Source organism: Tardiphaga sp. 839_C3_N1_4 (assembly GCF_051811045.1).
Lineage (GTDB): Bacteria > Pseudomonadota > Alphaproteobacteria > Rhizobiales > Xanthobacteraceae > Tardiphaga.
Window position 1 is genome coordinate 1749074 of record NZ_JBPWQD010000001.1, and the last position, 21457, is coordinate 1770530.

The 21457-nt window shown below is 61.4% G+C and carries 15 protein-coding genes; 2 read left to right on the forward strand and 13 right to left on the reverse strand.

The window, feature by feature from the left end:
* Nucleotides 1–15: 15 nt before the first annotated feature.
* From AB8A38_RS08725 to AB8A38_RS08735, 3 genes are read right to left on the reverse strand one after another with little or no spacing between them, the layout of a single operon-like run.
* Nucleotides 16–3369, reverse strand: coding sequence for an error-prone DNA polymerase (locus AB8A38_RS08725; RefSeq protein ID WP_439085717.1), 3354 nt, complete (start codon nucleotides 3367–3369; stop codon nucleotides 16–18).
* Nucleotides 3366–4952: a Y-family DNA polymerase gene (locus tag AB8A38_RS08730; protein ID WP_439085718.1), complete on the reverse strand. Its 1587-nt coding sequence runs from the start codon at nucleotides 4950–4952 to the stop codon at nucleotides 3366–3368. Before AB8A38_RS08730 ends, AB8A38_RS08725 begins: the two co-directional genes overlap by 4 nt.
* Entirely contained in the window at nucleotides 4846–5637 is a 792-nt protein-coding gene (locus AB8A38_RS08735; RefSeq protein ID WP_439085719.1) for an ImuA family protein, read from the reverse strand. Before AB8A38_RS08735 ends, AB8A38_RS08730 begins: the two co-directional genes overlap by 107 nt.
* 162 nt (nucleotides 5638–5799) lie before the next feature.
* On the opposite strand from AB8A38_RS08735, the gene AB8A38_RS08740 reads away from it, so the two are divergent.
* Entirely contained in the window at nucleotides 5800–7041 is a 1242-nt protein-coding gene (locus AB8A38_RS08740) for a putative DNA modification/repair radical SAM protein (RefSeq protein WP_439085720.1), read from the forward strand.
* A gap of 21 nt (nucleotides 7042–7062) precedes the next feature.
* Nucleotides 7063–8526, forward strand: a complete 1464-nt coding sequence (locus AB8A38_RS08745; RefSeq protein WP_439085721.1) for a UdgX family uracil-DNA binding protein — start codon at nucleotides 7063–7065, stop codon at nucleotides 8524–8526.
* A gap of 3 nt (nucleotides 8527–8529) precedes the next feature.
* Here the strand turns inward: AB8A38_RS08745 and cnbZ are convergent, their stop codons facing one another.
* The 10 genes from cnbZ to AB8A38_RS08795 all read right to left on the reverse strand — a co-directional run bounded on the left by cnbZ (nucleotide 8530) and on the right by AB8A38_RS08795 (nucleotide 21444).
* Nucleotides 8530–9273 carry a 2-amino-5-chloromuconate deaminase CnbZ gene (gene cnbZ, locus AB8A38_RS08750; protein ID WP_315841515.1) on the reverse strand — a complete coding sequence of 248 codons (744 nt, stop codon included), beginning with the start codon at nucleotides 9271–9273 and terminating at the stop codon, nucleotides 8530–8532.
* A gap of 127 nt (nucleotides 9274–9400) precedes the next feature.
* Nucleotides 9401–12490: a MexW/MexI family multidrug efflux RND transporter permease subunit gene (locus AB8A38_RS08755; protein ID WP_315841514.1), complete on the reverse strand. Its 3090-nt coding sequence runs from the start codon at nucleotides 12488–12490 to the stop codon at nucleotides 9401–9403.
* Nucleotides 12491–12606: 116 nt separating this feature from the next.
* The gene (locus tag AB8A38_RS08760; protein ID WP_439085722.1) at nucleotides 12607–13803 is read right to left on the reverse strand and encodes an efflux RND transporter periplasmic adaptor subunit; all 1197 of its coding nucleotides are present in this window, start codon (nucleotides 13801–13803) and stop codon (nucleotides 12607–12609) included.
* 1 nt (nucleotide 13804) lies between these two features.
* Nucleotides 13805–14512 carry a TetR/AcrR family transcriptional regulator gene (locus AB8A38_RS08765; protein WP_315841512.1) on the reverse strand — a complete coding sequence of 236 codons (708 nt, stop codon included), beginning with the start codon at nucleotides 14510–14512 and terminating at the stop codon, nucleotides 13805–13807.
* 386 nt (nucleotides 14513–14898) lie between these two features.
* Nucleotides 14899–15762: a sugar phosphate isomerase/epimerase family protein gene (locus AB8A38_RS08770; protein ID WP_439085723.1), complete on the reverse strand. Its 864-nt coding sequence runs from the start codon at nucleotides 15760–15762 to the stop codon at nucleotides 14899–14901.
* Between the two features lies 1 nt (nucleotide 15763).
* The gene (locus AB8A38_RS08775; RefSeq protein WP_315841510.1) at nucleotides 15764–16963 is read right to left on the reverse strand and encodes a dihydrodipicolinate synthase family protein; all 1200 of its coding nucleotides are present in this window, start codon (nucleotides 16961–16963) and stop codon (nucleotides 15764–15766) included.
* Between the two features lie 8 nt (nucleotides 16964–16971).
* Nucleotides 16972–18123 (reverse strand): Gfo/Idh/MocA family protein, encoded by a 1152-nt coding sequence (locus AB8A38_RS08780; RefSeq protein ID WP_149533759.1) that lies wholly within the window; start codon nucleotides 18121–18123, stop codon nucleotides 16972–16974.
* Between the two features lie 2 nt (nucleotides 18124–18125).
* On the reverse strand, nucleotides 18126–19538 hold the full coding sequence (locus AB8A38_RS08785) for a hypothetical protein (protein ID WP_439088480.1): 1413 nt from the start codon (nucleotides 19536–19538) through the stop codon (nucleotides 18126–18128).
* 11 nt (nucleotides 19539–19549) lie between these two features.
* On the reverse strand, nucleotides 19550–20401 hold the full coding sequence (locus AB8A38_RS08790) for an ABC transporter ATP-binding protein (protein ID WP_320443673.1): 852 nt from the start codon (nucleotides 20399–20401) through the stop codon (nucleotides 19550–19552).
* Nucleotides 20402–20451: 50 nt separating this feature from the next.
* Nucleotides 20452–21444, reverse strand: coding sequence for an ABC transporter substrate-binding protein (locus AB8A38_RS08795; RefSeq protein WP_439085724.1), 993 nt, complete (start codon nucleotides 21442–21444; stop codon nucleotides 20452–20454).
* Nucleotides 21445–21457: the final 13 nt, after the last annotated feature.

Sequence of the window (21457 nt, forward strand, 5' to 3'; positions counted from 1 at the left end):
GTTTCTGAACGGCGCTTAATGGAAATCCCGCGAGCGCGGCAGTATCCGGACATTGCGCGGATGGCGAATGCGCTGGGCGGGATTGTCGGGATGCTCGCGGCGATCGTCATTGACCGGTTCGGGGCCTGACAGCATTTGTCGGGGTCCGCCAAGCGCATCGTTGCCAAGATACTTCAGGTCGTCCGAGCGATCGATCAGCCGTTCGGCAACCAGATGGACGACCTTTTCTGGACTACTCTGGATGCGCCCCTCGACCAGGATGAGTCTGGAACCCATCACCTCCCTGCGGAACTGCTCCATCACCTTCGGCCATACCACGATATTGGCGATACCGGTCTCGTCCTCCAGCGTCATGAAGACAACGCCATTGGCGCTGCCCGGCCGCTGCCGCACCAGCACGACGCCGGCACAACGCACGCGCCGTTTGTCATTGGCATCCACAACGCTCGCGCAAGTCACCACTTTTTCCCGTGTGAAATTCGCGCGCAGGAACTCCATCGGATGTCCCTTCAGCGACAGCCGGATGGTCTGATAATCGGCGACCACCTGTTCGGGCAAAGGCATCTCAGGCAGAGGCTTCGCATTCTCGTCTGGCTGCTCCCGCGCGGTCGCGACTTCGAACAGCGGCAGTGCCACGTCATCGGGCAATCGCCTCACCGCCCACAGTGCGGCACGGCGATCCAGGCCGATGGAGCGAAATGCATCGGCATCGGCCAGCATGATCAGCGCACGTTTTGGCAAAGCGGTATCGCGGGCGAAATCTTCCAGCGAGGTGAAAGGCTGTCGCTCTCGCGCGGCAACGATGCGCTTGCCCCAATCTTCTCCCGGCGGCTTGCCAGCTTTTTCACGTTCGCGCTCCTCATCCGGATCCGCCCATTTGAATCCGTCGATCTGGCGAAAGCCGAGGCGAACGGCGCAATAGTCTCCGCCTGGTTCTTCCAGCGTATTCTGCGAATGACTGAAGGACACATCGATCTCCCGCACATCGACGCCGTTGTCGCGCGCATCGCGCACGATCTGCGATGGCGCATAAAACCCCATCGGCTGTGAGTTCAACAGCCCGCAGCAGAATGCATCGGGGTGGTAGTGCTTCAACCATGATGAAACATAGACAAGCTGCGCGAAGGCGGCCGCATGGCTTTCCGGAAAACCATAGCTACCGAAACCTTTGATCTGATCGAAGCAGCTCTGGGAAAATACCGGATCGTAGCCGCGGTCGACCATCTTGCCGACCATCTTCGCCTCGAACGTATGCATGGTGCCGACATTGCGGAACGTCGCCATGGCGCGACGCAGACCATTGGCCTCTTCTGAAGTAAAATGTGCCGCTTGGATGGCAATGCGCATCGCCTGCTCCTGAAACAGTGGCACGCCAAGGGTCTTGTGCAGGACATTCTTGAGTTCGTTCTTGTTGCCCCCTTTCGGAAATGGATATTCGATATCATCAGGGTTCATCGCCCGCCGCTTGAGATAGGGATGCACCATGTTACCCTGGATCGGGCCCGGGCGAACAATCGCGACTTCGATGACGAGATCGTAGAAAGTGCGCGGTTTCAGGCGCGGCAACATGTTCATCTGCGCGCGACTTTCGACCTGAAACACGCCGAGGGATTCACCGCGCTGGAGCATCGCGAAAACTGGCGGAGCATCGTCGTCTTCCGCTTTGATATCTTTGAGTTCGTACCGCCTACCCTTATGGTGAAAGATCAGCTCGAAACAGCGGCGGATGCAGGTCAACATGCCCAGCGCGAGCACATCAACCTTCATCATCTTCATCGTGTCGACGTCGTCTTTGTCCCATTCGATGAAGGTGCGGTCGTCCATCGCCGCATTGCCGATCGGCACATAGGTGTCGAGCCGGTCCTGCGTCAACACATAGCCGCCGACATGCTGCGACAGATGGCGCGGAAATTCGATCAGCTCGGTGGCAAGCTCGACAGCGCGCACGATCATCGGATTGGACGGATCGAGACCGGCCTGCTTGACCTGCATCTCGTTGAGGCCCTTGCCCCAACTGCCCCAGACAGTATCGGCCAATGCCGAGGTGACGTCCTCGGTCAATCCCAGCGCCTTGCCGACATCGCGGATTGCCGAGCGCGGCCGGTAGTGGATGACGGTGGCGATGATTGCCGCGCGATGACGGCCGTATCTTTTGTAGACATACTGCATCACCTCTTCGCGCCGGACGTGTTCGAAATCGACGTCGATGTCCGGCGGCTCAAGCCGCTCCTTGGAGATGAAGCGCTCGAACAAAAGGTCGACCTCGGCGGGATTGACCGAGGTGATGTCCAGCATGTAGCAGACCGCGGAATTGGCTGCCGAGCCCCGCCCCTGACACAGGATGTTCTGACTGCGCGCATAGCGCACAATGTCATGGACGGTCAGGAAGTAATGCGCATAACCGAGCTCGGCGATGAGCGCGAGCTCCTTGCGTAAGGTGGCTTCGAGCGTCTCATCGACACCATTCGGGAAATGCCGGGCATATCCCTCCCAGGTCAGATCCGCGAGATGCTGCTGCGCGGTTTTTCCCGGCGGGACCGGTTCGTCGGGATATTGGTATTGCAGTTGGCTCAGTGAAAACGTGATGCGATCGGCAAAACGGATGGTCTCGCGGATCGCATCCGGATAATCGCGAAACAGCCGCGCCATTTCAGCAGCCGGCTTGAGATGCCGCTCGGCATTCATTTCCAGCACGCGGCCGGCCTGCTCGATGGTGGTCTTTTCACGGATACAACTGACCACGTCCTGCAGGATGCGGTGATTTGGCGTGTGATAGAGCACGTCATTGGTGGCGATCAGGGGCACACGCGCAGTGGATGCGATGCGCTGCAGCTTTGCCAGACGACGCTTGTCATCCCCGCGATGAAACGGACTGGCGCCAAGCCAGATGCCTTCCGCCGGCAGGCCCGATAGTGCATCGAGCGTGCGCAGGACAAGATCACTGTCGATCCGATAGGTCGGCATTAGAACAAGCAACACCCCTTCGCTAAACTCCGCGAGATCGCCGAGCTGCAGCAGGCATTCACCCTTGTTGCCACGCAGCTTGCCCATGCTGAGCAACCGGCACAGTCGACCATAGGCAGCGCGATCGCACGGATAGGCAAGGATGTCGGGCGTAGCGTCATTGAAAACCAGCCGCGTGCCGATCAGAAGCTTCGGTTTGTAGACCAGATCCTTGTGGTCCAGCTCGGCAAAGGCCCGCACCACACCGGCCATGGTGTTGTGATCGGCAATGCCAATGGCATAAAGCCGCTCGGCACTGGCCTGATGCACATAGTTCTGCGGATGCGACGCGCCGCGCAGGAACGAAAAATTGCTGGTGACGCCAATTTCAGCATAGTCAGGCGCGCCAGCGCCGCCCGTGCTCATGCGAACAGTCCATGCACGAACCATTGCGGCGAAACGACTTGATCGTTCGCATCCCTGATCTCGCCATACAGCCCGTCGCGAAAGAGCCAGAAGCGTTGACCTGCCTCATCCTCGACACGAAAGTAATCGCGCGTCGGCTTCGCCTCCTGCGCACGCCACCACTCCATCGACACACGCTCCGGACCTTCCACATGAACGACGTTGTGAGAAACGCGTCGCCAGGTGAACTTCTTCGGTGGCTTGTCTGGAAACTCCGCGAGCGGAACATCGATCAGTTCGGGCTGCTCGAACAACCGTAACGGCCGCAAAGGCGGCTCGTCTTCACGCGCCGGCCATGCTGCCTGCATGGCGGCAGCCAGATGATGCTGTGCCGGCACACCCAGCATCGCGCGTTCCGGAATGTGGCTCTCGACAGGCAGATAGACCAGCACACGTCGCGGTCCGATCCGTGCTGCGATACGGTCGATCAGATCGGCCAGTTCATCGTTTGCATGCACATTGGCATCGAGGTCGCGTTGCTGTTGCACGACAATCTCGGTGCGGCTGGCCGACAGGCGAATCATATCGAAACCGAAACCGGGATCGAGCGGATCGGCAATCGCGTCCAGTCGCTCGCGGAACAACCGGTCGATCACCTCGCCCTTGGTCACCGGCAGGCCGGTTTCGGCGGTGATCACCCGCACCGCGCCATCGGTGCGGAAGAACGCCGCTTCCAGCCGCCGCGCGCCCTTGCCCTGCCTGTCCATCGCATCGATCAGCGTGCGTGCCAGCTTGGCCAATGTCAGCGTAATCACGCCATCGGTGGCAATCGGTTCGGCGAAACGTTGCTCGACGATATAATCCGGCAGCGGCTTGCGCGGCGAGATCGGTGCATCGCTTTGCCCCAGCGCCTGTTCCAGCAGCGTCGTGAATTCCGCGCCGAAACGTGCGGTGATTTCGGGACGCGAGCGCGAAGCGACATCCCCGATGGTCTTCAAGCCGGCACGGCGCAATCCACGGATGATCGCCTCATCGGCGCCGAGCGTGAACAGCGGCAGCGGCGTCACTGCCTTGGCCTCCTCGCCCGCGGCGACGATCCGGCCATGTGCATATCGACTGAGCGTGCGCGCGCATGTCGATGTCCCCGCAATCGCTGCACTGACAATAAAACTCTGCCGCGACAGCGCCGCGCAGAGCAGCTGCATCAGTGCGGCCTCGCCACCGAACAGATGGGCACAGCCGGTGATGTCGAGAAACAGACCATGCGGCAGATCCAGCGCCACCAACGGTGTGAAGCGGTCGCACCAATCGGCGATGTCGGTCAGTACCTGCGTATCGGCGACAGGATCAGCATCGAACACCTGAATGTCCGGACAGACCGCACGGGCATTGGCGAGCGGCAGACCTGGTTCAAGGCCGAGCTTCGCCGCGGCATCGTCCAGCGCGGAAATCTGCAGCGCATTGCTTTGCTTGGCGACGACAATACTTGCTTGCAGATTAGCTGGCGCGCCGTTGCGCGCGAGCTGACGTTTGATGCGATCGGTTGGCAGGCGCGGCAGCCACAGGCTGAGGATGCGCCGATGTGTCACGGAAAACGCACTCATCACACTTCCATTCCATGATCCATTGCCCGTTCGGGCCGTGACGATTTCGAACCAGTTGCACGTCGAGCATGGGCACGCCCCATGATTGCCAGGGCCTGAATGGCGGCGAATGCGCGGAGCGGATGATCCAGCGCGTCTCTGCCGTACTCGAGACCGGAACGCCTGCAGTCCGCAGCAACAGGCACGTGACGCCCGAGCCCCGCGCTGCCAGCGTGAGTTTGCGGCTGGCGACCAAGTCGAACTGCTTGCTGTCGCCCCAGGTCTCCAGCACGACGCTGCCCAGCGCATCGCAGGCCAGCGCATCAGCCGTGGTCCGCAATGCCGTCTCCACATCGGGCGCGCGCACGGTGACCAGCAAGCGCGGATCGAGACCGAGTTCCCGCCAGCCGCTCATGGCCAGCGCGCCGCATTCGCGTTCGGAGAAATCCTGCCGGATCCACAGCAGCGGCCGCTTTGCCGAGACACGATGCGCGAGGGCCGCGACAAAGCCCGTGGCCGCCGCGCTGTGACGGCCTTCGGCGAACACCTCATGCATCGTGCCACGTGCGAGCCCGCCTTGCAGCGCCGCGTCCGCCTCGGCATGACCGAGCGACACGCGATCCGGCGCATAGGTATCGCTGTGGGTCTCGATGCGCTCGATACTGCCGCGCAATTGCGCGAGCGTGGCCATGCGTGCGCCGGTCATGCGCCGCTCCTCGAAATTGTTTTGCCGTGGCGGGTTTTTAGTGAACCCATTGCCGGCCCATTTGTTCATGATATGTTCTAATATAAAGCTAAGATGGCAAACCAAGTCAATCGGGATCATCAGCCACTTTTTTAGCATTTGAAATCAAAGGGATTTTTGAACATGGACGTGAAGCGCAAGCTGGAGATCCTGGCGGATGCCGCGAAATACGACGCGTCCTGTGCGTCCAGCGGTACCGAGAAACGGGACTCCCGCGACGGCAAAGGCATCGGCTCGACCGATGCAGGCATGGGGATCTGTCATTCCTATGCGCCGGACGGCCGCTGCATCTCGCTGCTGAAGATCCTGCTCACCAATGCCTGCAATTACGATTGCCTTTATTGCGTCAACCGGGCCTCCAGCAATGTGACGCGCGCCCGCTTCACCGTCGACGAAGTGGTGCAACTGACGCTGGATTTCTATCGACGCAATTACATCGAGGGACTGTTTCTTTCCTCGGGCATCATCCGCAGCGCCGATTACACGATGGAACAGGTTGTCGCCGTCGCGCGAAAACTGCGCGAGGAGCATCACTTCCGCGGCTATATCCACCTCAAGACCATTCCGGAAGCCGACGATGCGCTGATCACCGAGGCCGGCAAATATGCCGACCGGCTCTCCATCAATATAGAGGTGCCGGAAGAAGACAGCCTCGCGAAGCTGGCGCCGGAGAAAGACGTCCGCGCCATTCGTCGCACCATGGGTCGATTGCGGTTGAAGCTCGATGAAGCCCGCGAAGAACGCAAGCCGACGCCACGCGGCAAAGTCGGGCCGCGTTTTGCGCCGGCCGGCCAGAGCACGCAGATGATCGTCGGCGCCGACAGCGCCAATGATTCAACCATCATCCGGACCTCGGCCAATCTCTACGGGTCCTACAATCTCAAGCGCGTCTATTACTCCGCCTTCAGCCCGATCCCCGATGCCAGCCGTTCGCTGCCGCTGCGCGCCCCACCGCTGATCCGAGAGCATCGGCTGTATCAGGCCGACTGGCTGATGCGCTTTTACGGCTTCGACGCCGACGAAATCGTCGATGACAGCCACGGCATGCTGTCGCTGGAGATGGATCCGAAGCTCGCCTGGGCGCTGCGACACCGCGAGCGCTTCCCGCTCGACGTCAACCGCGCCAGCCGCGAAGACCTTTTGCGCGTGCCCGGCTTTGGCGCCAAGGCCGTGCAGCGGATCATCGAAACGCGCCGCATCTCGTCGATCCGCGTCGGCGACCTCGCTCGGCTGCATATTCCGCGGAACAAGGCACTGCCTTTCATCGTTCTTCCGGATCATCGCCCCGCCGTGAATTTGCTGGACAGCGCAAAACTGGCGGAGCGGTTCAAACCGAAGGCAACCCAATTGGGATTTGGATTCTAGACTTTCATTTCAGGAGACCCGATGCACACCATCGTGCTGGAGAGCGACACCGACTTTGAAGGCTGGCGCAAGGCGGCACGCAAACTGGCGCTCAACGACATTGCTCCCGGCGATGTGACATGGACGGTTGCAGGCGCCGAGCCTGAATTGTTCTCTGCCTCGCCAGCAACGTCGCTATCCGACGCTGCAAAAGGCACGTTCAACGTTCCGGCCAAATTCGTCGAACTCGCCGACACTGCGATCCTGCATCGCGATCCCGAACGCTTCGCCCTGCTCTATCGTTTGCTGTGGCGCCTGCGCGACAATCCCGATCTGATCCATGTCGCGATCGATTCCGACATCGCTAAATTGCAGGCGATGGCTAAGGCTGTCCGGCGCGACGAGCACAAGATGCATGCTTTCGTACGGTTTCGCGAAATCGGCCGCGAGCCGAATTCGCATTTCGTCGCCTGGTTCGAGCCCGAGCATTACATCGTCGAACTCGCCGCGCCATTCTTCGCGCGGCGCTTTGCCGACATGGCGTGGTCGATCCTGACGCCGGATCGCTGCGCGCATTGGGACGGCCACGCGATTTCCATCACGCCCGGTGTCAGCAAGGCCGATGCGCCGACCAAGGATCGGCTCGAAGAGGTATGGCTGACTTATTACGCCAACATCTTCAATCCGGCGCGGTTGAAGACCAAGGCGATGCAGAACGAGATGCCGAAGAAATACTGGCGCAACCTGCCCGAAGCCGCGCTGATCAAGCCGCTGATCGCGCAAGCTGAACGCATCACGGGTGACATGATCGCGGCAGAAGCCAGCGCGCCCAAGAAACCGCAACGTCGGGAGGAGACGATGGTCAAGTCGCATGCGACCAAAATGGCCGAACATACCGGGAAGGAAAATCTTGCCGCATTGCGCGACGAAGCCGCCGACTGCCGTGCCTGCCATTTGTGGAAAGATGCGACGCAGACTGTATTTGGCGAGGGACCACAACATGCATCGGTGATGATGGTTGGCGAACAGCCCGGCGACAAAGAAGACCTTGCCGGCAAGCCATTCGTCGGACCGGCCGGGCAGATGCTCGACAAGGCGTTGAAGGAAGCCGGCATTGTCAGGGACAAGGTCTATGTCACCAATGCCGTGAAGCACTTCAAATTCGTGCCACGTGGAAAATTCCGTCTGCACCAGAAGCCAGCAACGCCGGAAATCAAGGCGTGCCGTCCCTGGTACGAGCGCGAAAAAGCGTCCGTGAAACCCGAGCTCGTCGTCGCGATGGGCGCGACAGCCGCGCAAAGCGTGCTCGGCAAGATCACGCCGATCGGCAAGACGCGCGGCCGGATCATCGAGGCTGACGACGGCACGCAGGTCTTGGTCACCGTGCATCCGTCCTATCTGCTGCGCCTGCCCGATGAAGATGCCAAAGCGCGCGAATACGCGCACTTCGTCGACGATCTGCGGATCGTCGCCGCGCATCTCAGCAAATCAGCGCGCGCTGCCTGACGGTCAGATCACGAATTCACGCATCACACGCCGCGTATCCATCTCGAATTCGAGATCGACCACCGGCGGCCGCGCAAAATGCCAGGTCATGCCCTGCCGCGACGCACCGCGCTTGACCAGTTCATCGGCCACCACGGGATGGAAATCCTGCACCGTGTAAATCTGCGTTGCGGTGGTGTCCTTCCACGAGAAGCCGAAGGTGCCGAGGCGTTCTTCCATATTGCTCATGGTCATCCGCGTTTTCTCCCGGAACGCGTCCGGCGAGGTCTCGCGATAGCGCGTGATGCGCTCGGGATATGTGCCGGGACCGCCCCGCGCTTCAGCGCCGCCGGCGATCACGAAACTCGATTTGGCGCCCAACGCCGGCCGCGTGAACGAGAACGCGTAAAACGACGGTTCACTCGGCGGATCGATCTCGAGGCACACATTGCTGCGCGCGACGGGATTGTTGGTGCCGTCGAAGATGCCCCATTCAGCAAGCGTCTTGACATAGTGCTCGTTGAACTTCCGAAAGCCCGCTTCGTCGACCACTGCAGGCGAGCGCAGTTCGCAGGCGCAGAACGATGTCAGCGGGCGATCGGCCGCGAGAATGTAATCGGCAATACGCGCGAACCCATCGGCCAACGGCAGCCATGTGTCGAAACGCACGCGCTCGATCTCGAAATCCGCATTGGCGGCAACGCCGCTGGAATACTGAAACACTGCGGGAATATAGCGATAATTGCCGGCCGGAAAATCGCGCGTCATGGGGTGGGTCCTGTGGGGGCAATGCGGGCCGCCAAAAGATAATGGCGGATCGCATGAAGCGATCCGCCATCCAACCTCAAACCATGTGGCCCCGCAAGCTCAGCTTCGCAAGGCCGCGTCGGTGCGATCAAGCTGTCCGCGTGTGCTCCAGATCGAACTCCTCGATCTGCTTGGCGCGTTCCGTTTCCTTGCTGGCGCGGTGATCGGTGGCGACAGCGACATACACCGCGGGCAGCACGAACAGCGTGAACAGCGTGCCGATCATCATGCCGGAGACGACCACGAGGCCGATCGAGAAGCGGCTCGCAGCGCCTGCGCCCGCTGCAGTCAGCAGCGGCAGCAGGCCGGTGACCATCGCGGCCGTGGTCATCAGAATCGGACGCAGACGCACGCGGGCGGCCATCTCGATGGCCGAGCGACGATCGAGGCCTTCCTTGAGCTGCAACTCGTTGGCGAACTCCACCATCAGGATGCCGTGCTTCGAGATGAGGCCCACCAGCGTCAGCAGACCGACTTGGGTATAGATGTTGATCGTCGCCAGACCGAAGAACAGCGGGATCAACGCGCCCAGGATCGCCATCGGCACCGTGATCATGATGACCAGCGGATCGCGCAGACTTTCGAACTGCGCCGCCAGCACCAGGAAGATGATGATCAGCGCGAAGCCGAACGCCACCGCGAGCTGGTTACCCTCCTGCACATATTGCCGACTGTCGGCGAGATAGTCGTGGTTGAATCCCGAGGGCAGTTGCTTGGCCGCCCCTTCGAGGAAGTCGACCGCCTGCCCCACCGTCACGCCGGGCATCGGCACCGCCTGGAAGGTCGCCGAGTTCAGCTGGTTATAGTGCGACAGCGCGTTCGGGTTGGTGCCCGTTTCGACCTTAACCAGCGTCGATAACGGCACCTGCTGACCCGTGATCGTCGGCACATAGTAGTTCGCCAGCGAATCCTGCGAGAGCCGCATGCCGCGCGGCACCTGCGGGATCACCTGGTAGGAGCGCCCCTCGAGGTTGAAGCGGTTGGTGTAGTTGCCGCCGAGCAGCGTCGCCAGCGTATTGCCGATGCTCGACATCGTAATGCCGAGGTCGTTGGCCTTGGAGCGATCGATGGAGACGCGCACCACTGGCTGATTGAAATCGAGATCGCTGTCGCTGACGATGAACAGGCCGCTCTTGCGCGCGGTGTCCTTCAACTTGACCATCTCTTCATAGACCGACTGGAAACCGTTGGTCGAGCTGATCACCATCTGGATCGGCAGACCGCCGGGACCGCCCGGCAGCGCCGGAAGGTTAAATGCGAAGGCGTTGACACCCTCGATCTTGCTGAGTTCGGCCTGCACCAGCGGCTTCAGCTGCGTGGACGAACGCTTGCGCTCGTCCCACGGCTTCAGCAGCATGCCGGCGATGCCGTTGCTCGGACCGTTGGTGCCGTTGATGATGAAGCGCAGATCGGTTTCCGGGAACTTCTTGAACGCCTCATCCATGCGATCGCCGTAGAAATCCGCGTAGTCGATATTGGCGTATTTCGGTGCCTTGGTCACCGCAAACAAAATGCCCTGATCTTCCTCGGGCGCCAGCTCCTTCGACGTATTCATGTACATGAAGCCGACGAGACCGAGGATCACAACGGCGAACATGGCCGTGATGGGGCGATAGTCCAGCGAGCGATCGAGCTGCCGGCCATACCAGCGCGTGGTAGCGCCGAACACCTTGTCCACCTTCTTGGCGAACCAGCCCGGCTCTTCCTGCTTCAACAGCACCGAGCACATCATCGGTGACAGCGTCAGCGCGATAACGCCGGATACGATCACCGAGCCCGCCAGCGTGAAGGCGAATTCGCGGAACAGCGCACCGGTCAAACCGCCGATGAAGCCGATCGGCGCATACACCGCCGCCAGCGTGATGGTCATGGAGATGACCGGGCCAACGATCTCGCGCGCACCTTCGAGCGACGCCTGCACCGGCGATTTACCCTCCTCCAGATGGCGGTGGATGTTTTCCACCACCACGATGGCGTCGTCGACCACGAGGCCGATGGCGAGCACCATCGCCAGCAGGGTCAGCAGATTGATACTGAAGCCCATGACGAGCATGAGGCTGCAGACGCCAACCAGCGACAGCGGGATCGTTACCACCGGAATGATGACCGAGCGGAACGAAGCCAGGAACAGGAAGATGACCACGATCACGATGCCGACGGCTTCGATCAGCGTGTGCTCGACTTCCTCGATCGACGACGTGATGAACTTGGTGGAATCGTAGGCGACCTTCATCTTCAGCGATGGCGGCAGGTTACGCTCGAGTTCGGGGAACAGCGCGCGCACGCCCTTGACGATGTTGAGCGGATTGCCGAGCGGCGTCGACTGCACGCCGATAAAGATCGCGCGCTCACCACTAAACGCCACGCTCGCGTCCGTACTCTGCGCGGCAAGCTCGACGGTGGCGATATCTTCCATACGGACAAAGCCGCCATCCTTGGCTTTCACCGTCATGCGCTTGAATTGCTCGACGTTCTGCAGGTCGGTATTCGCCGTCACATTGGAGACGATGTAATAGCCTTTGGTCTGCCCCGCTGCCGCCTGGAAGTTGTTGGCGCGGATCGCCGCAGCGACATCGTCCGGAGATACACCGCGGCCCTGCATGCGCAGCGGATCGAGCCACAGGCGCATCGCGAAGGTCTGACCGCCGAGGATTTCGGCCGACGCCACGCCGTCCACCGTCGACAGGATCGGCTGCACCGCGCGCGTCAGGTAGTCGGAGATCGCCGAGCCGGACAGTTCCTCACTGGAGAAGCCGAGATACATGACGGCCGTGGTCGAACCGGTCGATTTCAGAATGACGGGGTCGTTGGCTTCCTTCGGAATCAGGTACTTTACCGAATTGACCTTCGACAGCACTTCGGTGAGCGCGGCATTGGGATCGACGTTGAGCTTGATATAGACCGAGATCAGGCTCTGGCCCTGCGTCGATGCCGACGTCATGTAGTCGATGCCTTCGGCAGCCGCGACGGCCTGCTCGATCGGCGTGGTGATAAAGCCCTGCATCAGGTCCGGCGACGCGCCGGGATACACCGTGGTGACGGTGATCACGGTATTCGACAGTTTCGGATACTGACGGATCGGCAGGCTGGTTGCAGCCTTGAAACCGATCAGCAGGATCAGCAGGCTGACGACCAGCGCCAGCACCGGGCGCTTGATGAAGATATCCGTGAAGACCATTGCGGTCGCTCCGTCATCGGCACCATCTGCCGGCCATCACAGGCCGCGCGACGATGCGAGAAAATTCATTCAGATGAACCGGGACGGACCGCATTTCGCGGCCCGTCCATCGGGTTTCAGTTCAGCGGCGGCTTCGCCGGAATCTGCGGCAATGGATCGGTCGAGATCGACACCAGCGCACCGGACTGCAACTTGAGCTGTCCGACCGCCACGACGCGATCACCGGCTTTCAGGCCCTGCGTGATCACTGCACGGCCATCGATGCGGTCGCCAGTGCGCACAAAGGTGCGCACCGCCGAGAGCTCGCTCTTGCCATCGTCGGTCTTCTTCTCGGTGATCAGGTAAACCGAGTCACCATAGAGCGTGTAGTCGACTGCAGTCTCCGGCACGGTGATGACAGCCGGTTTGTTCGGCAGCACCACGGTGGTGGTCGCGAACATGCCCGGCTTCAGGATGCCTTCCGGATTCTGCAGCGTCGCCTGAACACGAATGTTGCGCGTATCCGCGCTGATCTGCGGCTCGATCGTGGTGATCTTGCCCTCGAACTTGCGGCCCGGATAAGCGTCCACCGAAATGCGCACAGCCTGACCGACCTGCAGCTTGCCGGAGTCTTTTTCCGTAACCGTGAAGTTGTTGTAGACGGCGGACAGGTCGGTGAGCGACACGATCTGCGTGCCGGCCGTCAGGTACTGGCCGACTTCGACCCGACGCGTGCCGAGCACGCCGTCGAACGGCGCGCGCACCTGCTTCTGCGAAATCACCGCTTCGGTCTTGGCGATATTGGCCTGTGCCTGATCATATGCCGCCTGCGTGGTGTCGACGGTGGCCTGCGGGCCAACCTGACGCTCGGCGAGCTGTTTGGCGCGGTCGAGATTGATGCGTGCCACGGTGGCAGCCGCCTTGAAGTTGGCGAGGTCGCCCTGGTCCGGTCCGTCGAACAGTTGCACCAGCGGCTGGCCGGCCTTGACGGTCGCGCCCGCGGTGAACTGGATGTCGGTAATGCGGCCGTTGACGTCGGAGGTGACGTTGACCTGATGCACGGCGGCCAGATCGCCGACGGCGCTGATCAGGTTGGGCACGACCTCGGACTTGGCATCCGCAACACTCACCACAGTCGGCGGGGGCTTCATGGTGGCGAAGAACTGCTTGATCATGTGGGCGCGGAATGCGTTGAAGCCAACCAGGCCGCCCACCAGGATCGCCAGCAGGATGCCGACAATGATGAACCAACGCACCATCCGCGGACGCGGACGGGGCTTCTCGACAGTCGCGCGCGGCGCCGTAGTGCTGTTGGGTTCGGTCGTGAGTGTCATGTCATGCGCTTTCTGTCGTAGTCGCTGGCATCAGGTACGCCGGAAGCTCGCGATCGATATACATCGCGATCGCCGTGTCTTTCAGTCCGATACCGCGGAGAATAAACTCACAAAGTTGCCGCTCGTTGTCGGCGGTGCTGGCATAAGGCAAACAGGGAACCGAGGGAAGGCGCGATAACGCCGCCATCATCGCAGTGTGGTGCGCAAACCAGAAAAGACCCATCGGCTCTTTTCCGATCCGGACCGCATCGCCCGTCCGGACAGCGTCTTCAAGTGACGCCGTAAAGGTCGGGCCGATCAGTTCGCCGATCTTGTCGAACAGCAGCCGGGCGAATTCGCCGTCCTGCAACTGGCTGATGACCATTAGCCGCAGGCGCTGCGCCTCTTCATGATCGGGATCGGGATCGCGCGGAATGTCGAGGAAGTGCCCGACCATGCCGCGAATCAAAATCACCAGCGTCTCGGTCGACGGCGGCAAACCGAGCAACTTGTTCAGTGCGGGATCGGCTTCGCATTCCTCCGCCAGGATCTCGGCATAGAGCGCCGACTTGGTCGGGAAGTGCTTGAACAGCAAGCCTTCTGAAATTGACGCCGCAGCCGCCACGCTCTTGGTCGTCGTGCCGGCAAATCCATTGCGCGCAAAGCATCGCTTCGCCGCGCTGAGGATCAGCTCGCGCCTGAGGTCATGGGTCATTCGAAGTGTGCTCATAGCGTCGTGAGTAAGCACTCACCTCTATTCGTGTCAAGAAAATGGTGCGTTGCATCCGGAGAATGACTGCAGGTGGTATCTGGCCGCCACAGTGTTGCATCCTCACGACGCAAATGCGCCCGAGCTATGCGCCCCCCTCAAGATGAGGGGTGGCAGCGCGCCGTGAGGCGCAAAGGGTGGTTTCTGTCGCGATTCGCTCCACCGGAACGCCGGTAAGCTGCAACCGCGCAACGCCTCACGGCGCGCCACACCGCAGACAAGTTTACGCAGTCTGCGACTGCTATGGGCGATTTCTGTTCCTGGGGCCGCGCTTCCTGGGACGCGGCCTCTGCAGGTTTCCCCGCTTTGGCCTGTCAGGTTCGTGCGTTTCGACGCTAAACCGTGCTTTACACCACCGTCTTGTGCCGCTCGATACAGGTCGTCAGCACCTCGTCCATCGACTTGCTCCACCAGTTCTCCGAGAAGATCTCGATCTCGGAATAACCGGCGAAGCCCTGCGCTTCCACAGCAGCACGTGCGCTGCGGATATCGATGACACCGTCGCCCATCATGCCGCGGTCGTTGAGGATATCCTTCGTCGGCACCAGCCAGTCGCAAACGTGAAATGCGAGCAGACGGTCCTGCCCTGCCCGCGCGATCTGCGCGTGCAGCTCCGGATCCCACCAGATGTGATAGACGTCGAGGGCGACGCCGAGCATGCCGGTGCGGTTGGGATCGAGCCGGTCGCAGATATCAAGCGCCTGTTCGGTGGTGTTCACGCAGGCGCGATCGGCCGCGTAAGCCGGATGCAGCGGCTCGATGGCCAGTGGCATCTTCGCCTGCCTCGCATATTCCATCATCTCGGCGATGCCGTCATCGACCTGCGCGCGCGCATTGATGATGTTCTTCGAGGGCGCAGAGCCCGGCCGCGAATATTGCGGCAACCCGCCGACCACGAGCACGATGCATGGCGAGCCAAGCGCCACGGCCTCGTCGACACAGCGGCGGTTGTCGTCGCGCTGCTGCTGGCGATGGGCTTCGTCCGAGACGAACATGCCGCCGCGGCAGTAGCCGGACAATTCGAGATCGTGATCCCGCACCGCCTTCACGGCCTTGTCGAGCCCGACGGCCGCCACCTGATCGCGCCACGGCGAGACGCCGCGGATCTTGTGACGTGCACAGGCCTCGGCGATGGCGACGAAGTCGCCCTGCTTGCGGACTGTCGCCGTGTTCAGCGACAGCCAGCGATGGTCATTCGAGAAGTCACGCATCTCAGGCTTCGATCCCGCGTGTAGCCATGATCGCCTTCATGCGCTGCGTCGCCAGTTCGGGATTGGCCAGCAGACCTGCCTTGTCGGCGAGACGGAACAGTTCGGCGAGATGCTGGGTCGAGCGCGTGCTCTCCTGCCCGCCGATCATAGTGAAGTGGTCCTGATGGCCGTTGAGATAGGCCATGAACACGATACCGGTTTTGTAGAACCGCGTCGGCGCCTTAAAGATGTGACGCGACAGCGGCACGGTGGGGCCGAGCACGTCGTGGAAGCCGGCCTCGTCGCCTGCCGCCAGACGCGACAATGCATAAGACGCGGCCGGCGCGATGGCATCGAAGATGCCGAGCAGCGCGTGCGAGAAGCCCTTGTCGTCGCCGGCGATCAGTTCCGCATAGTTGAAATCGTCGCCAGTATACATCTTGACCTTGGGATCAAGACGGCGACGCATGTCGATCTCGCGCTGCGCATCGAGCAGCGACACCTTGACGCCGTCGACCTTGGCGGCGTTACGGTTGATGACATCGACCGCGATATCCATCGCGGTGTCGAGGCTCGACGTGCCCCAGTAATTCGCCAACGCCGGATCGAACATGTCGCCGAGCCAGTGGATGATCACCGGCTGCGCCGACTGCGACAGGATGCGGTCATAGACGCGGCCGTAATCCTCGGCGCTCTTGCCGAGCTTGGCCAGCGCACGCGACGCCATCAGGATGATGCGACCGCCGACCTTCTCGATGGCTTCGAACTGCTGTTCGTAGGCCTTGATCACGTCATCAATCGACCTGGCATCCTCCACCGCGAGGTGATCGGTGCCGGCGCCCGAGAATACCAGCGCGCCGCGCGGCTTGGCCGCCGCGACGGAGCGCGTGATGAGTTCGAGCGAGGTCGGCCAGTCCATACCCATGCCGCGCTGAGCGGTGTCCATCGCTTCTGCGACGCCGAGACCGAGATCCCAGACGTGTTCACGAAATGCGATGGTGCGGTCCCAATCGATGGTCTGATTGAGCCACGGATCGCACTCCGCCAGCGGGTCGGCGACGATATGCGCCGCCGAGAAGGCGATGCGGTTCAGCGCGCCTTCCAGCTTGGCCGGAAACGTGCGCGATGCTGCGAGACGATAGGTCTCGATCGAACGATCGGCCTTCGGCAGTTTCAGCGACAGCGACGACGCAGTCGACGTGGGCATGACTGGCTTGTTCATGGCGAACCTCAGACCTTGAGTGCGGGAACGTCGATCCAGCGGCGCTCCTTCCAGCTTTCCAGCGCGCATTCGACGAGCTGCACGCCCTTGGCGCCTTCGAGCAGCGTGTACTTGTAGGGCGCATCCTCACAGACGTGACGGATGAACATTTCCCACTGCTCCTTGAAGCCGTTGTCGTAGACGGCGTTGTCCGGAACCTTCTGCCAGTCGGCATAGAAGTCGTGGGTGCGCTTCTCGTCGGGATTCCAGATCGGGCGCGGCGTCGCCTGACGGGCCTGGATCATGCATTCGGTGAGACCGGCAACGGCTGAACCGTGGGTGCCGTCGACCTGGAAAGTCACGAGGTCATCGCGATAGACGCGCGTGGCCCAGGACATGTTCATATGCGCGATGACGCCGCCCTTCAGCTTGAAGGTCGCATAAGCCGAGTCGTCGGCGGTCGCCGTGTACTTCTTGCCCTGCTCGTCCCAGCGCGCCGGGATGTCAGTGGTGCCAAGGCAAGTGAGGCTCTCGACTTCGCCGAACAGGTTGTCGAGCACGTAACGCCAGTGGCAGACCATGTCGAGGATCATGCCGCCGCCATCTTCGGCGCGGTAGTTCCAAGACGGGCGCTGGGCTTCCTGCCAGTCGCCTTCGAACACCCAGTAGCCGAATTCGCCGCGCACTGAGAGCATCTTGCCGAAGAAACCGCTGTCGCGCAGCATCGCCAGCTTCTTCAGACCGGGCAGGAACAGCTTGTCCTGCACCGTGCCGTGCTTGAGACCCTTTGCGTTGGCCTTCTTGATGACGTCGAGTGCCGCCTCGAGATTGGTCGCGATCGGCTTCTCGCAATAGATATGCTTGCCGGCCTCGATGGCGCGGTTGAGCAGGCCCGGGCGTGCCTGCGTGGTCGCCGCATCAAAGAAGATGCTGTCGTTCTTGTCGGCGAAGGCCTTGTCGAGATCGGTGGTCCAGCGCTCGATGCCGTACTTTTTGGCGAGGCCTTCGATCTTCTCGGCATTGCGGCCGACCAGGATCGGATCCGGCATCATGCGGTCGCCGTTCTTCAAGGTCACGCCGCCCTGCGCACGGATTGCAACGATCGAGCGCACGAGATGCTGGTTGAGACCCATACGGCCGGTGATGCCGTTCATGATGATGCCGAGGCGGTGGACAGCCATAGTCAGGACTCCTGGAGAACTTTAGTTTGAGAATGATCGGATGAAGCGAGCTGGAGCGGCGCCAGCGCCGACCAGTCCGGATGTGCGCCGGATGCAAATCCGGCGGAGGTCAGCGATTCCGTGAGGAGATCGCCGTCGTGAATCGATAGACGGATGGTGTCGCCGTCCCTGCTGTAGAGGTCGGGATGCGCCGTCAGGAAGGCCTCGGCTTCGCCAGCCGGCGCGGTGCCGAAACCATCGACGTAGTGATGGCCGTTGCGCTCGGCATGGGTGACGCCAATCAGCGCACCGAGCGCCAGATCCTGCTGCACGCCGAGGCCGGCCTGGCAGGTGAGATCCTCGCCGGTGATGAAATGGTCGACACCCTGCGCGCTCCACGCGGCAGCACGGGTCGCATTCGCAATCGACTTGTAGAAGCCCTTGCAGGATTTCGACGAAATGCCGCGATAGCCCAGCGCCTTGACGGCGGGGAATGCGTCCCAATTGTCGTCGGCTTCGTCGATGATGAAATTGCGCGACGACAAACTGCCGAGCGGCGACTCGCGCGTGATGTCGCGCGGCATGGGCTGTTCGATGTAAAGTAGCTTGGATGCAATCGGCGCCAGTGCGCTGTCATTGTCGAGGCGATCGACCAGCGCGCCGAGCGCGTTGAGGTCGGCATATTGCTCGTTGGCGTCGAGCGTCACCTGATAATCGTATGGCAGCATCGTCAGTGCGTCGCCGATCCGGGTCAAACGTGCGGCATCTGCCGCGGGATCGCCGTTCATCTTGAGCTTGAAGTAACGCGCTCCACTGTTCTCTCCGGGGTCGGCGACACCGCCCTCGCCTTCGATCACATCATCGAGGCCGACGGTGTGGCGCAGCGCGACGCGCTCAAGCCGGTGACGGCTGGCCAGGAACGTCGCGATGTCGTCGGCGCCGAGATCGGGAGCAAGACGCGCGGTAAGACCGGCGACGTTGGCCTTCATGCCCGTGAAGAAATCCGTGCCCAAGCCACGTAGCAGTGCGTCGAGCACAGCCTTGTCGATTTCCGCCGGACCAAAGCTTGCAGCCAGCGGTGGAATGTCCAGTTCGGCGCAGGCCTTCATCTGGTCGCCGATGCAGGCCGCATGCAGACCAAAGGCCGAAATGAAACCCGACTGCGCGCGATAGAGCTCTTTCGCGATTGCGAGCGACTGCCGGAGCTCATTCACGGTGTCATCGATAGCGAGATGCGGCCGCTTGTCGAACCACTTCGGCACCATCAGCTCGGCGGATGCGCCGACGAACACGCCCCTGCCCTCGACCTCGAGCTCGACTCGCACGAAAGCCTGCGGCGCGGCATTGACCGTCACGGCGCCAAAGCGAAACGGCCGCACGAACGCCACGTGGCGCTCGAACAGCGTAATGTCTCGCAAGGCGATCCGTGCCGACATGGACATGGGCCTTAGTCCAGTGTGCTGTTGGTCATGAAATGCTTGCGGATGCGCGCGACCAGATCGGTGAAGATCGGGTTCGACATCGCATCGAGCGTGCGCTCGCGGCCGAGCGGCACGTCATAGATCGCGGCGATTCCGCCGGGGCGCTCGGTCATCACCAGCACCTTGTCGGCGAGGAACACTGCTTCGGGAATCGAATGGGTGATGAGGAGGATTGTCTTGCCGGTGGTGCGCTGGATACGCGACAGCTCGACATTCATTTTCTCACGCGTCATGGCGTCGAGCGCGCCGAACGGCTCGTCCATCATCATGATCTTGGGATCGTGCACCAGCGCACGGCAGATCGAGGCGCGTTGCTGCATGCCGCCGGACAGCTGCCACGGTAGCTTCTTTTCGAAACCTTCGAGGCCGACCATTTTCAGCAGCTGCTTGGCGCGGTCCATATACTGCGCGCGCGGCAGATTCTTCATGTCGATGGGCATCAACACGTTGTTGATGATGTTCCGCCACGGCAGCAGCAGCGCATTCTGGAACACGATTCCGACATCGCCATGGGGCTCGGTGACCTTGTTGCCATCGACGTGGATTTCGCCTGATGTCGGCGCAAGAAGGCCCGAGATCAGTTTGAGCAGCGTGGACTTGCCGCAGCCGGACGGGCCGACCACGACAAAGAACTCGCCGTCATTGATATGGAAGTCCAGGGGACGCAGCGACTGCACTTGGCCGTCGCCGGTCCCATAGGTCTTGGAGACGCCGGAGAGATTGATCCCCGACGCCTTCGATGGTGCGGACTGCTCGGATACGACGCGAAGATGCGCACTCGGTTGATCGACGCTCATGGTCCTCATCGCTGCAGTCATTAAGGCTAGTCCTGTTGGTTTCGTCAGTTCGGTCGAGATCGCCGGGCCGATTACTTCGGCAGATATTCGTTGGTGTAGAAAGCCTTCGGATTTTCCTTGGCCTTGGCTTCCAGACCGCCGTATTCGACCATCAGCTCCACCGAGTCCTTCATGTTCTGGTCGGTGACCTGGAACGGGCGCTTACCCTTGGTTTCCGGCGTGGTGTAGAGCGGGATGGTGAGCTCGAAGCCCTGGGTCAGGGTCTCGATCTTGCCGCCCTTCGGGTTGGCATCGAGGATCGCCTGCGCAGCAGCCTTCGGCTCCTTCGACGCAGCTTCGACGGCCTTGGTGGTGGCCGACATGAAGCGCTTCACAAGATCCGGATTGGCCTTGGCATAGTCGGTATTGGTGATGATGCCCGACGACACCAGATGAATGCCGTAATCGGCGAACTTGATCGGATACACATCCTTGCCGGTGGCATCCTTGATCTTCATGGACTGGTCCATGACGTAGCCGAGCAACAGGTCAGCCTGGCCGTTGATGACGGCGTTGAGCTTGGTCTGGCCGTCGCCGGCGACGGTCTTGAAATCGGATTCCTTCAGGCCCGCCTTCTTGAGGAACAGCGGCCAGATTTGGGTCATGGAATCCGCCGGCGTAATCGCCACGGTCTTGCCCTTGATGTCGTCCGGCTTCTTGATGTTCTTGTCGACGAAGCCCATCACCGACATGGCCGAGGTCTGCAGCAGCACGCCGGTGGCGATCACCGGAGCGCCCTTCACGGCCGCGCGCATCATGGTGGGAACGTCGACATAGCCGAAATTCACGCTCTTGGCAGCGACAGCCTGCACGGTGGCAGCCGAACCGCGGCCTTCCTGAATGTCGAGATCGATGCCTTCGGCTTCATAGATGCCCTTGGCCTTGCCGTAATAGAACGGCGAATGCTCGCCATAGACATACCAGTTGAGCATCAGCGTCACCTTGTCGGCCGCAGCGGCCGGCGTGGCGAGTGCAAGCGTGACGGTGATCGCGGCAGTCGAAACAGCAGTAACCCATTTCAGCATTTTTAGCCTCCCA

Bases quoted from the DNA above. Each gene is read 5' to 3' on its own strand.
- AB8A38_RS08725 (WP_439085717.1), bottom strand. From the start codon at position 3,369: ATGAGCACGGGCGGCGCTGGCGCGCCTGACTATGCTGAAATTGGCGTC.
- AB8A38_RS08730 (WP_439085718.1), bottom strand. From the start codon at position 4,952: ATGAGTGCGTTTTCCGTGACACATCGGCGCATCCTCAGCCTGTGGCTG.
- AB8A38_RS08735 (WP_439085719.1), bottom strand. From the start codon at position 5,637: ATGACCGGCGCACGCATGGCCACGCTCGCGCAATTGCGCGGCAGTATC.
- AB8A38_RS08740 (WP_439085720.1), top strand. From the start codon at position 5,800: ATGGACGTGAAGCGCAAGCTGGAGATCCTGGCGGATGCCGCGAAATAC.
- AB8A38_RS08745 (WP_439085721.1), top strand. From the start codon at position 7,063: ATGCACACCATCGTGCTGGAGAGCGACACCGACTTTGAAGGCTGGCGC.
- cnbZ (WP_315841515.1), bottom strand. From the start codon at position 9,273: ATGACGCGCGATTTTCCGGCCGGCAATTATCGCTATATTCCCGCAGTG.
- AB8A38_RS08755 (WP_315841514.1), bottom strand. From the start codon at position 12,490: ATGGTCTTCACGGATATCTTCATCAAGCGCCCGGTGCTGGCGCTGGTC.
- AB8A38_RS08760 (WP_439085722.1), bottom strand. From the start codon at position 13,803: ATGACACTCACGACCGAACCCAACAGCACTACGGCGCCGCGCGCGACT.
- AB8A38_RS08765 (WP_315841512.1), bottom strand. From the start codon at position 14,512: ATGAGCACACTTCGAATGACCCATGACCTCAGGCGCGAGCTGATCCTC.
- AB8A38_RS08770 (WP_439085723.1), bottom strand. From the start codon at position 15,762: ATGCGTGACTTCTCGAATGACCATCGCTGGCTGTCGCTGAACACGGCG.
- AB8A38_RS08775 (WP_315841510.1), bottom strand. From the start codon at position 16,963: ATGAACAAGCCAGTCATGCCCACGTCGACTGCGTCGTCGCTGTCGCTG.
- AB8A38_RS08780 (WP_149533759.1), bottom strand. From the start codon at position 18,123: ATGGCTGTCCACCGCCTCGGCATCATCATGAACGGCATCACCGGCCGT.
- AB8A38_RS08785 (WP_439088480.1), bottom strand. From the start codon at position 19,538: ATGTCGGCACGGATCGCCTTGCGAGACATTACGCTGTTCGAGCGCCAC.
- AB8A38_RS08790 (WP_320443673.1), bottom strand. From the start codon at position 20,401: ATGACTGCAGCGATGAGGACCATGAGCGTCGATCAACCGAGTGCGCAT.
- AB8A38_RS08795 (WP_439085724.1), bottom strand. From the start codon at position 21,444: ATGCTGAAATGGGTTACTGCTGTTTCGACTGCCGCGATCACCGTCACG.